The organism is Xylanibacillus composti (assembly GCF_018403685.1).
Classification (GTDB): domain Bacteria; phylum Bacillota; class Bacilli; order Paenibacillales; family K13; genus Xylanibacillus; species Xylanibacillus composti.
Genome location: NZ_BOVK01000032.1, coordinates 19,281 through 31,601, shown reverse-complemented (window position 1 = coordinate 31,601; position 12,321 = coordinate 19,281). Strand labels below are relative to the sequence as shown.

General features: G+C 53.3%; 12 protein-coding genes. 11 read left to right on the top strand and 1 reads right to left on the bottom strand.

Annotated elements, in window-relative coordinates; translation table 11 throughout:
- The first annotated feature begins 128 nt into the window (after window positions 1–128).
- From XYCOK13_RS12605 to holA, 3 genes are all read left to right on the top strand, one after another.
- Window positions 129–677: an RNA polymerase sigma factor gene (locus XYCOK13_RS12605; protein ID WP_213412515.1), complete on the top strand. Its 549-nt coding sequence runs from the start codon at window positions 129–131 to the stop codon at window positions 675–677.
- The gene (locus XYCOK13_RS12600; protein ID WP_213412514.1) at window positions 674–1,864 is read left to right on the top strand and encodes an anti-sigma factor family protein; all 1,191 of its coding nucleotides are present in this window, start codon (window positions 674–676) and stop codon (window positions 1,862–1,864) included. The genes XYCOK13_RS12605 and XYCOK13_RS12600 overlap by 4 nt, the downstream gene beginning before the upstream one ends.
- A 260-nt stretch (window positions 1,865–2,124) precedes the next feature.
- Complete coding sequence (holA, locus tag XYCOK13_RS12595; RefSeq protein ID WP_213412513.1) at window positions 2,125–3,162, top strand: DNA polymerase III subunit delta; 1,038 nt, start codon at window positions 2,125–2,127, stop codon at window positions 3,160–3,162.
- A 69-nt stretch (window positions 3,163–3,231) separates the two neighbouring features.
- Here holA and rpsT read toward each other — a convergent pair whose 3' ends face one another.
- Window positions 3,232–3,498 carry a 30S ribosomal protein S20 gene (gene rpsT, locus XYCOK13_RS12590; protein ID WP_213412512.1) on the bottom strand — a complete coding sequence of 89 codons (267 nt, stop codon included), beginning with the start codon at window positions 3,496–3,498 and terminating at the stop codon, window positions 3,232–3,234.
- Between the two features lie 285 nt (window positions 3,499–3,783).
- On the opposite strand from rpsT, the gene gpr reads away from it, so the two are divergent.
- The 8 genes from gpr to grpE all read left to right on the top strand — a co-directional run bounded on the left by gpr (window position 3,784) and on the right by grpE (window position 12,311).
- Entirely contained in the window at window positions 3,784–4,797 is a 1,014-nt protein-coding gene (gene gpr, locus XYCOK13_RS12585) for a GPR endopeptidase (RefSeq protein WP_213412511.1), read from the top strand.
- Window positions 4,798–4,995: 198 nt separating this feature from the next.
- Entirely contained in the window at window positions 4,996–6,240 is a 1,245-nt protein-coding gene (gene spoIIP, locus XYCOK13_RS12580; RefSeq protein WP_213412510.1) for a stage II sporulation protein P, read from the top strand.
- A 39-nt stretch (window positions 6,241–6,279) separates the two neighbouring features.
- On the top strand, window positions 6,280–6,717 hold the full coding sequence (locus XYCOK13_RS12575) for a hypothetical protein (protein ID WP_213412509.1): 438 nt from the start codon (window positions 6,280–6,282) through the stop codon (window positions 6,715–6,717).
- A 78-nt stretch (window positions 6,718–6,795) separates the two neighbouring features.
- Window positions 6,796–8,607, top strand: a complete 1,812-nt coding sequence (gene lepA, locus XYCOK13_RS12570; RefSeq protein ID WP_213412508.1) for a translation elongation factor 4 — start codon at window positions 6,796–6,798, stop codon at window positions 8,605–8,607.
- A gap of 82 nt (window positions 8,608–8,689) precedes the next feature.
- Complete coding sequence (gene hemW / locus XYCOK13_RS12565) at window positions 8,690–9,847, top strand: radical SAM family heme chaperone HemW (RefSeq protein WP_213412507.1); 1,158 nt, start codon at window positions 8,690–8,692, stop codon at window positions 9,845–9,847.
- A 119-nt stretch (window positions 9,848–9,966) separates the two neighbouring features.
- Window positions 9,967–10,434 carry an N-acetyltransferase gene (locus XYCOK13_RS12560; protein WP_213412506.1) on the top strand — a complete coding sequence of 156 codons (468 nt, stop codon included), beginning with the start codon at window positions 9,967–9,969 and terminating at the stop codon, window positions 10,432–10,434.
- A 123-nt stretch (window positions 10,435–10,557) separates the two neighbouring features.
- On the top strand, window positions 10,558–11,583 hold the full coding sequence (gene hrcA / locus XYCOK13_RS12555) for a heat-inducible transcriptional repressor HrcA (protein WP_213412505.1): 1,026 nt from the start codon (window positions 10,558–10,560) through the stop codon (window positions 11,581–11,583).
- A gap of 119 nt (window positions 11,584–11,702) precedes the next feature.
- On the top strand, window positions 11,703–12,311 hold the full coding sequence (grpE, locus tag XYCOK13_RS12550) for a nucleotide exchange factor GrpE (RefSeq protein WP_244865134.1): 609 nt from the start codon (window positions 11,703–11,705) through the stop codon (window positions 12,309–12,311).
- Window positions 12,312–12,321: the final 10 nt, after the last annotated feature.

Genomic DNA, 12,321 nt, shown 5'->3' with positions numbered 1-12,321 from the left:
CACTATTCGGCGCGGGCATTATAATAGGAATGTAAAGAGATAGAGAAAAATATCGTACTGATCACGCAGGTAGTGCAACATATTCGGAATACTTTCCGTCTAGAAGGTTGCAAGAGAGGAGGATCAGGGTGGTAGAGCAGGATCTCATCATAGCCGCTCAATCGGGCGATCGCGACGCTCTCGTCACTCTTTTGCGCGATATTGAAACCCACGTATACCGGACGGCTTATTATATCTTGGGGAATGAACAGGACGCGATGGACGCTGCCCAAGAAGCGCTCATCCGCATTTATACGAAGATTGATACCTACGAGGAGAAGGCCTTGTTCAAAACATGGGTACAGCGGATCGTCACCAACATTTGCATTGACAAGTTCCGACGCAGAAAACCGACTGTATCCATCGAAGAGCATAACATGGTGTTTCAGTCGGAGCGCGATGTGGAGGATGAAATTGTGTCCGCTTACGTTGCCAAGGATATTCAAGAGGCGATAGAAAAGCTGCCCGAGCACCACCGTGCTGTCGTGGTACTCCGGTATTTACAGGATTTTTCATACAATGAGATTGCAGAATCGCTGAACCTGCCCCTCAACACCGTGAAGTCATATTTGTACAGGGCGAGGCAGCAGCTGCAATCGTTACTTCATGAGTATCAGAAGGGTGGTGTTCGCGGATGAAGTGCCAAGAGGTGATCGAACTGATACAGAGACATCTGGATCAGGAGTTGACAGAAGAAGAAACGGTGGCGATGCACAACCATATGGAGCATTGTGATGAATGCGCGGGAATGTTTGCACGCATGGCGAAGCTCTCCGAGGAGCTGGTCAGCTTGCCCAAGGTCGCGCCGGCATTCAGTCTGGTAGATCAAATTCTTCCCCGTCTCCAAGAAATTGACGAGCTTCGCAACCAAGGGATTGCCCTGGATGAGAATGGCCGTCCGTTGAACGAACCGACCGTTCCGGAGCGCAGGGTTGGCTTTTTGGGCCGGATTCAACATAGCGCATCCATCAAGACAGCGGGCGGCATTGCCGCTGCAGCCGTACTGCTGCTCGTCGTGTTTGCCGCTATTCAGCCGATAGGCACTCCACTGGATAATGCCGGCGAGGCGCGTCTGGATGATGCTGATCGGGCGGGAGCCAATGGACTGGCGAATCACGCGGAAGCAGGGGATGTGGCGCAATCTGCCGCCCTCACAGCCAAATCGCAGGTAGTGACCAGCGGCGGGCAATCCGGTGCGGATAACGATGCTTCCAGCGGGCAGGAACCGGCGGAAGGCCAGCGCCATGAAGCGAACCATGAGTTGGGGCCATCTGTCGAGACGCCTGATGATAACGGGGTCGCTTTTGAAGGCCTTGCGCAGGACTATGCCGCTTCTGGCCATGATCCGGATGAGTCTGTTACCAGTTATGGGGAGCCAGGGAAACAGCCAACGCAACAAGGTCGTTCTCCCCTTGGCGATGACGAGGATAAGGAGCTGTTTGCGTTGCAGGAGCCCTCCGAAGAGTCGGGGAAGCCAGCAACAGAGCTTGAGCCAGGGATGGAGGAGCAGAGGTATGCCGTTGCGGATTATCCGGTGGCTACTTCATCAGTGGAAGTTCAGCGACTGGACAGCAGCTTGTCCGATACGGGCGAGCTTACCGCGTATGTGGAAGAGTCCGGCGGAATGTACAGATTGGCTGTGTACGAGACTGCAACAGGGGCTGCCCTTTATGTCGGCGCCTTTATGGAGATGGAGGATGTCCCTCAATTGGTGTGGAGCACCGAGGAGGAAGAGCTTGTCTTCATGCGCTACAGGATTGAGAATGAGTCCTATCGGCTTGCCGTGAATGCAAGAGCGAAATCAGCCGAAAATATTCGGGAGTAGGCTGCACATTTAGCCAGAGGCTGACGTATAGTGAAAACAAATGAAGGATTCGACAGCACTGCACGGTACGCCTTGTATGGCCACTGCCGGGGAAGATCCTAGGCATTCTCCCGGAGTGTTTATATAGATGTGCCGACGAAGGGACGTCACCTGATAATCAGGGGCGTCCCTTCGTTGCTCAATGGCCGAAATTCCTGTACGATGAATAGAAAGCGGGCCAGGATTCCGTATCCTAGTTAAGTACGAAAAGAGGATGAAACATGAGCGATCGCACGGTATGGAGACAAATGACAAAGGGCCAGCTGAAGCCCGTTTATGTCTGCTACGGATCCGAGGGCTACCTGATGGAGGAATTTCTGAGACAGCTGACAGCTCAAGTCGTGGAGCCCGGGACAGAGGAGCTGGCAGTGAGCAAATATGACTGTTCGGAAACACCGCTTGCGCATGTGCTGGAGGATGCCGAGACTCTTCCCTTCATGGCGGCCCGCAAGCTTGTGGTCGCTGTGAATGCAGTGTTCCTGACGGGAAGCAAGGACAAGAGCAAGGTAGACCACGATGTAGAGCGTCTGCATCAATATCTCGAAGCGCCCTCCGAGACGACGGTATTGCTGTTCACCGTTCATGAGAACAAACTCGACGAGCGGAAAAAAATCGTCAAGAAGCTGAAACAGCTGGACGGCATGGTGCCTTGCACCTCCCTGACACCAGGAGAATTGGCCGTATGGATCGAGCGGAGGCTCGAGAAGCTTGGCTGTCGAATTGAAGGGGAAGCGTTGGAGACGGTCGCCGCTTCCGGCGGGAATAATTTGCAGCTGCTGGCTGGCGAGTTGGATAAGCTGGCTGCCTTGGCCGGGAGAAACAGCACTGTGACGCAGGAGATGGTGCTGGCAATTATGACGCGGACCGTAGAGCAGAACATATTTCAGATGGTCGATGATATCGTCAATAACCGGATGGACAAGGCGTTCGCGATGCTGGATGAGTTGTTGAAGCAAAAGGAAGAGCCGATCAAGATTGCATCCCTCATCGCAAGGCAATATCGAATCATCGCACAGGTGAAAGAGCTTAGTCGGCGGGGATATTCGCAGCAGCAGATCGCTTCATCCATTGGGGTGCATCCCTATGCGGTAAAAGTTGCTGTCGGACAAAGCCGTCATTATGAAGACAGACGGCTGGCGAATATTTTGCAATGGCTGGGGGAACTGGATTACGATATGAAGACGGGGCGCGTGGAGAAGCAGCTCGGTCTCGACATGTTCCTGCTTCAATTGGCTGCCGGATCAAGGGCAAGCGGTTGAAACGAAAAAAGAACGGGGCTGCTCCTGCTAAGTCAAACTTAGAGGAACAGCCCCGTTTTTGTCGTTCGATTACTGGGCAAGCTCATTGATTTTTTTGGCAAGGCGGGACTTTTTGCGAGCCGCCGCATTTTTATGAATCAAGCCTTTCGTAACGGCTTTGTCCAATTTCTTGGTCGCCTCAATAAAAGCTGACTTCGCTTGCTCCACGTCGCTGGTTTGGATCGCGCTGTCCACGGCTTTAACCGAAGTTCTCAGCGCAGACTTTTGCGATGCGTTGCGAAGACGACGCTTTTCGCTTGTTTTTACACGTTTGATTGCGGATTTAATGTTTGGCACTGCATTCACCTCCTAAACTGCTTTACACGGGCGAGCCGTGAAGGTGGATTTCCGTGAATACGCTGGTATGCGATGGCTGGCAGCCGCTTTGCAGACAACGAATCCTAGCGTTTTCTAGTCACAACTCTGAACATTTTACCATGCAGTGAGCGAAAAATCAATAGAGCACAGAGGAGACACATGCTGGAGCTACCTGTGCCTGCGGCTCAAAGGCAGGAAATTTGCATAAGGAACCTCCGAATATCGCACAATAGGGATCAAAAACATCCGGGAGGCATGCGCAGCATGAACAACAAAGCAAGCGGTCAGGACAAATTGGAAGAAATTCGATTGGACTTGGCCCTGGAGGCGCGCGAACTGGCAAGCCAAACCTATGGCGATCAAATACCGGGCGTGACGATGGAACAGTCGGAACAGGATGGCATCCGAATGTCCCGCATAGATGTGGAGTCGGATGAAGGCGCGCGCGCAATGGGCAAGTTGAAAGGCCACTATATTACGATAGAGGTTCCGGGGCTGCGGAACAAAGATTCTGACTTGCAAGACCGGGTAGCGAAGGCGTTCGCCAAGGAATTTGAACGTTTCCTGGAAAAGGTGAACATCCCGAAGGACGCCAAGGTTCTCGTGATCGGACTGGGCAATTGGAACGTCACTCCCGATGCGCTCGGCCCGATTGTAGTAGAGAATGTGATGGTGACTCGCCACTACTTTGAACTGATGCCGGACCAGGTGAGCCCGGGATACAGACAGGTAAGCGCCATTGCGCCCGGCGTGCTGGGAACCACCGGCATCGAAACGAGCGAAGTGGTGCAGGGCGTGGTCGAAAAATCCAGGCCGGATTTGGTCATTGCAGTGGATGCGCTGGCGAGCAAGGCCATCGATCGCGTCAACACGACGATACAAATTGCGGATACCGGCATCCATCCGGGCTCCGGCATTGGCAACAAGCGGAAAGGGGTAACGCAAGAGATTCTGGGCGTGCCCGTCATCGCAATCGGCGTTCCAACGGTCGTGTACGCCTCCACGATTGTCAACAACAGCATCGAGATGGTCATGCAGCACTTCCGCCAGCAAACGAGCAATACGGAATATATATTTGGGGCTCTGGACAAGATGAACGAACAGGAGCGATTGGCGATGGTAAGGGAAGTGCTCAATCCGCTTGGCCATGATCTGTTGGTCACCCCCAAGGAGATTGACCAGTTTATTGAGGATATAGCCAATATTATCGCCAATGGCTTGAACGCCTCGCTGCATGAAGCGGTCGATGTCGACAACGTTGCAGCCTATACCCATTAAATTTCCGCTGAATAAGCTTCCCGGCAGTCAGGAAAGACAGCCGGGGCATTTTTTTTGTATATGTGTAAGGCTCAAATGCCATCATGATGCTAGTTATCGGTTCTATTCGTTCTTCCCGGCTCATAGATTCATAGTGAAATAGATTACGAGCTTGGGCGGCAGATGTTGACACCTGCTGTCAGAAACGGAGGAACAATCGTGAACCGAAAGCACAAGTGGACCTTGCACCCGTTCGTACTGTTATCGATCAGCACTTTGGCGTTATTTATCGTACTGGGCATAGGAGGACTGGCACAAGCGAAATGGAGCCATAACTCCCCGCTTTCCTCCATACAAGGCGCGGCTGCGTCGTTATCCGGCAAATTTTTTTCGGATATGATGGCAATGGAAATTCCGTATATGTCAGAAGGGAACGCCGAATCCTCTTTTTCGAGCGACAAAATCTTCAGTTTCGTCTTTCAAATGGCTACGAACATAAATCCGCACGATCCCAAAACATTGCTGGCAAGCGGCGTGCCGGGAATGGCTTCCGAGAAAACAGTCAATCTTCGCAGCGCGGTCGGCAATCCCGGCTTTCACGAGCCGGCGGACTATGCGCCGCCGAGAGAGGTTCTCCAGCCAGCGGACGATGCTGCGCCCGGCGATGAGCCCACAGGCAGAGAAGCGGTCACCGAGGAGGATATGCCGCTTGATGCTGCCGAGCCCAATCCTTCGGACGGCCAGCAGGAAGACAGCGGTGCGGGAAGCGGTGCGCCTTCCCCGGCGTCGGTGGCGGACGAAGTGCTCGCCTTCATCTACCATTCCCACAACCGGGAATCCTACTTGCCTGAACTGGAAGGAAAAACAGAGCTGCATGAGGCGTTCGACGATACGATTAACGTGACTTTACTAGGCAAGCGCATGGCGGAGAGGCTCAAGGAGCTTGGGATTGGCGCTGCCAGCTCGGATAAGGATTATTCCACAGAGGAACCTGAGTACAATTGGAACTTTTCCTACAAATACTCGCAGAAGACAGTCAAGGAAGCATTTGCCTCCTTTCCCAAGCTGAATTATTTGTTCGATATTCACCGGGACGCCCAGCCCCGGGACCTGACTACGGCCACCATCAACGGCGAGGACTATGCGCAGGTTTACTTTATTATTGGAAGGCGAAATCCGCAGTGGGAGAAGAATGAGTCGTTTGCCAATGCGATCCACTCCAAGCTGGAAGAAGCGTATCCGGGTCTGTCGCGGGGCGTCTGGGGAAAAACAGCCAGCAGTGGCAACGCGGAGTACAACCAGTCTTTATCCGAGAACAGCATTCTGATTGAGATCGGCGGTCCCGAGAATACACTGGAGGAATGCTACCGGACGGTGGATGTGCTGAGCAAAATCATTGCAGAGCAAATTCTTGAAGCGGAACGGGTGAACAACGAGCAGTCAGGGCCCGGTCAGGCAATCTAGCCATTTCGCGCAATTGAACGTTAGAGAGGTGGGGAGCAAATGGATTGGAAGGGAAAGCTTGCGGTGTCCCTTGTCCTGCTTGCTTTGGGCGTTTGGATTGGCATGAATGGGGCAGCGGGCGGCATGGAACGGATCCATGGGCCTTTCTCAGAACCTGTGACCGACGGTAGCCAATCATTGCAGGAGAGTTTCCGCGATGCGCGGGAGCAGCCCGTGCCGGCCGGTCTTTCTGTACAACCTTGGAGCGAGCATGAAGGCATGCAGGACGGTGAGGCGCCTTGGCACGCCGCGCATGATCCTCGGCAGCCGCATGAAGCAGGCAGCCTGGATCAGCCAGCAGACGTTGATCCATGGCGGCCTGAGCCGAGGCGCTCTTTCGTGGAGAAGGCAGCGGATCAGACAGGCGCATTCGTGCAGCATACGGCACAAAAATCGCTGGAAGCATTAATCGCCTGGTTTGAGTCTGCAACGGATTGATGCCGGGCCCGACAACTGTTATAATGAATGGTATTTACGAATAGAATTGACGGGTTCATTTCGGGTTGGAGGGTAAGCATGGATCGCAGAGAACGGCAAAAAAAGATTAGGAATTTTTCCATTATCGCGCATATTGACCATGGGAAGTCGACGCTTGCTGACCGCATCCTGGAATATACGGGGGCTTTGACCAAACGGGAAATGCAGGAGCAGGTGCTCGACCAGATGGACTTGGAGCGGGAACGTGGGATTACGATCAAGCTGCAGGCTGTACGCTTGACCTATAAAGCTGACAACGGCGAGGAATATTTGTTGAACTTGATTGACACGCCGGGCCATGTCGACTTTACCTATGAGGTATCCCGGAGCTTGGCCGCCTGCGAAGGCGCTGTGCTGGTCGTCGATGCCGCGCAGGGTATTGAGGCGCAGACGCTGGCCAATGTGTACTTGGCCCTGGACAACAATCTGGAGATTTTGCCTTTGGTGAACAAGATCGATCTGCCGAGCGCGGAGCCGGAACGGGTAAAGCAGGAAGTAGAGGACATTATCGGACTGGATACGAGCGATGCCGTGCTGGCGTCGGCCAAGAACGGCATCGGCATCAAGGAAATTTTGGAGCAGGTGGTGCACAAGGTGCCGGCACCGACCGGAGACCCGGACCAGCCGCTCAAGGCATTGATCTTCGATTCCCATTACGATGCATACAAAGGCGTTATCGTATACGTCCGTGTGATGGACGGCACGATCCGCTCCGGTTCGAAGATCAAGATGATGGCGACCAACAAGACGTTCGAGGTCATTGAAGTCGGTGTATTCTCGCCGCGCATGACGATGGTGGACGAGCTGACCGTCGGCGATGTCGGCTTTGTAGTGGCAGGCATCAAGAACGTGAAGGATACGCGCGTCGGCGATACGATTACAGATGCGAAGAATCCGGCGCCCGAGCCGCTGCCGGGCTACCGCAAAATTAATCCGATGGTGTTCTGCGGCTTGTATCCGATCGATACATCCGATTACAACGATTTGAGAGAAGCGCTGGAGAAGCTGGAGCTGAATGACGCGTCGCTCCGATACGAGCCCGAGACGTCAAGCGCGCTTGGCTTCGGATTCCGATGCGGCTTCCTCGGGCTGCTGCATATGGAAATTATACAGGAGCGCATCGAACGGGAATTCAACATTCCGCTGATTACAACTGCTCCGAGCGTGGTCTATCAGGTGACGAGAACAGACGGCGAGATGATCCGCATCGAGAATCCGTCACACATGCCGGAGGTAGGCAAAATTGAATATATTGAGGAGCCATACGTCAAGGCTTCCATTATGGTGCCGAACGATTACGTAGGCGCAATCATGGAGCTATGCCAAGGCAAACGCGGCGAGTTTATCAATATGGAGTACCTGGACGCCAACCGCGTCACGCTTACGTATGAGATGCCATTGTCCGAAATCGTCTATGACTTTTTTGACCAATTGAAATCGGGAACGAAAGGCTATGCCTCCTTCGACTACGAGTTCTCGGGCTACAAGACGTCGAAGCTGGTGAAGATGGACATTCTGCTGAACGGCGAGCAGGTGGATGCCTTGTCCTTTATCGTTCATCGCGACAAGGCATATCAGCGCGGCAAGGTCATGTGCGAGAAGCTCAAGGATTTGATTCCTCGCCAGATGTTCGAGGTGCCGATCCAAGCGGCTATCGGACAGAAGATCGTTGCGCGTGAGACGGTCAAGGCGATGCGCAAGAACGTGCTTGCCAAATGCTACGGCGGGGACATCTCGCGGAAGCGCAAGCTGTTGGAGAAGCAGAAGGAAGGCAAAAAGCGCATGAAGCAGGTGGGCAACGTAGAGGTGCCTCAGGAAGCGTTCATGGCTGTACTGAGAATTGACGACTAGAGGGAATTCAGAAGTCGGCGGCGGGTTTTGAAGGAAAACCTTCAAAATCCGCTGTTTTCCTTAGGGAAGGAGGAAGCACGGCATGCACCATCAGCAGGCGCCGCGTTCGGTTTATGTGCACATTCCGTTTTGCAAGCACAAATGCTATTATTGCGATTTCAATACGTATGCGGTTCAAGGTCAGCCGGTATGGGACTACCTCCATGCCCTGGCAGCCGAAATGCAGCAAACCGTTAAGCGCGTGCCTCCCGGGCAGATTGATACCATATTTGTCGGCGGGGGCACCCCCACCATTCTGGACAACGAGCAGATGCGGTTTCTTACGGACATGCTCGATCAGGCCTTCCCCGAACGCAGCCCGGATTTGGAGTTTACAATGGAAGCCAATCCGGGAACGACAGCGCCGGACAAGCTGCAAATTATGCGCGAGGGCGGCGTCAACCGCATCAGCTTCGGCGTACAGTCGTTCCAGAACGAGCTGCTGGAGGCGATCGGCCGCATTCATCGTGTGGATGAAGTTTATCAGAGCATTGAATGGGCAAGAGCGGCCGGACTGAACAACTTGTCGATCGACCTGATGTTCGGCTTGCCCAAGCAGTCGCTGGACCATGTGGAACAGAGCGTGGACAAGGCGCTGGCCCTGGAGCTTCCCCATTATTCGCTGTACAGCCTGAAAGTGGAGGAGCACACCTTGTTCCATACGCTGTACGAGCAGAACCGTCTTCCTCTTCCGGAGGAGGAAGAAGAGCTTGCCATGTACCGGCTCATTATGAAAAAGCTGGAGTCTGCGGGTTACAGGCAATACGAGATCAGCAATTTCGCTTCACCCGGCAAGGAAAGTCGGCATAATATAGGCTACTGGCGCAATCGAAGCTATTATGGGCTGGGCGCTGGCGCACATGGATATGTACAAGGCCGCCGGCATGTGAACGTGAAGGGCGTGCAGGCCTATATCGAGGCGGCAGCAGGCGGTCTTCCTGTCGCTGAGCAATGGGATGTCAGCCGCGAAGAGGCAATGGAGGATTTCATGATGGTCGGGCTGCGGATGAACGAAGGCGTGAGCGAGGCGGATTTTGCGGAACAGTTCGGCATCAGCCTGGAGGAAGGCTTTGCTCCCGAGCTTGCCGTCTGCGTCGAGAAAGGGCTGCTGGAGAAGTCGGACAAGGGCTATCGCCTGACAGCAGTCGGCCGCGAGCTTGGCAATGAAGTATTCGCCGCCTTTGTAGGCGTTCACGCATAGACGAGGGCATGGGAAGCGGTGTGAAGCCGGACTGTCAGGAATTTTTATAGAGTGCTTGAGAGTTTATTCATGATATCGTATATTTATAAAACGTAGTATGCAGAAATGTGGTGAGGACAATGAATGTCACATGCCGAAAAGCGAAGACGGAGGATATTGAACAATTGCATGAGCTGATTGCGCACTATGCGGAGCGGGGCATTATGCTTCCCCGATCCAGAGAAGCGCTGGCCCGGCAATTGGCAAGCTTTGTGGTAGCGGTAGAAGAAGCCTCAGATAGATTGGTCGGCTGCGGTTCGTTATGCCAGCTCGGCAGCGACTTGGTAGAAATTCGCTCACTTGGGGTCAGCGAGGACTTCAAGGGGAGGGGAATCGGCAGCAGAATTGTGGAAATCTTGGAATGCGAAGCGCGCAGCAAGCAGATTCCCAAGCTTATGGCGCTTACCTATGAGGTGCTTTTCTTTAAGCGGAACGGCTTTGAAGTAGTGGAAAAAGAGATTTTCCCGGAGAAGGTTTGGCGGGATTGCGTGCACTGCAAAAAACAGCATTGCTGCGATGAAATCGCGGTGTTGAAAAGGCTCGATTGACTTGACAACGAGCCTTTTGTTTTGGTATTTTTGTTATAAAGCTTAGCACTCGTCAATGATGAGTGCTAATGAAAAAAACGAATGACTTTTGTAAGATTAATGCCCACTGGGGGGTGATAGGAGATGCTGTCCGACAGACAACGACTGATCCTGAGCGCCATAGTCGATGATTACATTCGCTCTGCTGAGCCGGTCGGCTCCCGCAGCATTTCCAAGCGTGAAGACGTTTCATTCAGTCCTGCGACGATCCGCAATGAAATGTCGGATTTGGAGGATATGGGCTTTTTGGAACAACCGCATACATCGGCAGGACGCATCCCGTCCCACAAGGGATACCGATATTACGTGGACCACTTGGTCGATCTGGCCCGTATGAACAACATGGAAAGTCGCGAGCTCAAGCGATTTTTCACTGCGCAGATCCAGCAGACAGAGAAAGTGATGCAGCAGGTGGCTGTGATTTTGTCCAACATTACGAATTACACTTCGATTGCGCTTGGTCCGGAGATGTTCCATACGACATTGAAGCATCTGCAGCTCGTTCCGATTTCCGACGATGCCGCAGTGGTGATTATCGTGACGAATACCGGACAAGTCGAGAATCGCATGGTGTCCATCCCGAAGGATGTGCCTGTGTCCGAGATCGAACGCTTCGTCAACTTCTTCAACGCCAAGCTGACCGGTGTGCCACTGCTTCGCATGAAGTCCAAGCTGTACAATGAGATTGGCGATGAGTTGAGCCGCCATGTCGCCGGCTACGAGGAACTGATTCGGCTGGTGGAAGGCGTGTTGGATGAGAACAAGGAAGAAAAGCTGTATACTAGCGGCATGACTCATATGCTGGCCCAGCCTGAGTTCAAGGATGTAGAAAAGGTTAAGTCCCTGCTCGAGCTGTTCGATGAGAGCCGGACGCTAGTCAGGCTGCTGTCCAGCCAGAGAGAGGGCATTCAGGTACAGATTGGCGCTGAGAACAATGTCGAGGCCATTCATAATTGCAGTCTGATTACCGCGACGTATAGCTTGAATGGCATGCATATAGGAACGATCGGCATATTAGGCCCTACCCGCATGGAGTATGCCAAGGTAATCAACCTGCTCCAGTATTTGTCCGACGACATATCGGATATCTTGTCCAGATGGTACAAATAGTCGGAGAATAGGGAATAATAGGCTTACTTTCGTTTCAATTGCAAGTATAAGCGCGCCGGAACGGTTCGCCGGACCGGCGCTTGCCTTTTGCCCAAATTTACAAGGAGGTGAGGAGTGGAGTGAAGCAACAGGAGGATCAAGTGCGGGAGGAAGAAATCCGCGAGGAAGCCGTGCAACAAGAACATGTGGAACAGGCGGACAAAGGGAAGCAGAATGCGGACGAGGCCGCTCCGGAGGCTACATACAGCGAACAGCCTGAACCAGAAAACAAAGAGGAGCAGGAGGAGGCTGCCAAGCTGCGCGCCGAGAATGAGGAGCTCTCGCAGCGCCTGCTTCGCCTGCAAGCCGATTACGATAATTTCCGCAGAAGAACGCGGCAGGAGAAAGAGGAATTTGCGAAATATGCGTCCAGCCGCCTGCTGGAGGAGCTTTTGCCTGTCGTGGACAATTTCCAGAGGGCGCTGACCGCCAGCTCGGAAAACAGCGACTACGAAGCGCTGTCCAAAGGAGTGGATATGATCTATCGCCAATTCGAGCAAATCTTGGAGCAGGAAGGCCTGCAGCCGATTGAAGCAGTCGGCCAGCCGTTTAATCCTGAACTACACCAGGCGATCATGCAGGTTGAATCCGATGAGCATGATGAGGGAATTGTCGTGGAGGAAGTCCAGAAGGGTTACAAGCTGAAGGACAAAGTGCTGCGGCCGTCCATGGTGAAAGTAAGCATGTAGATTGCGACTA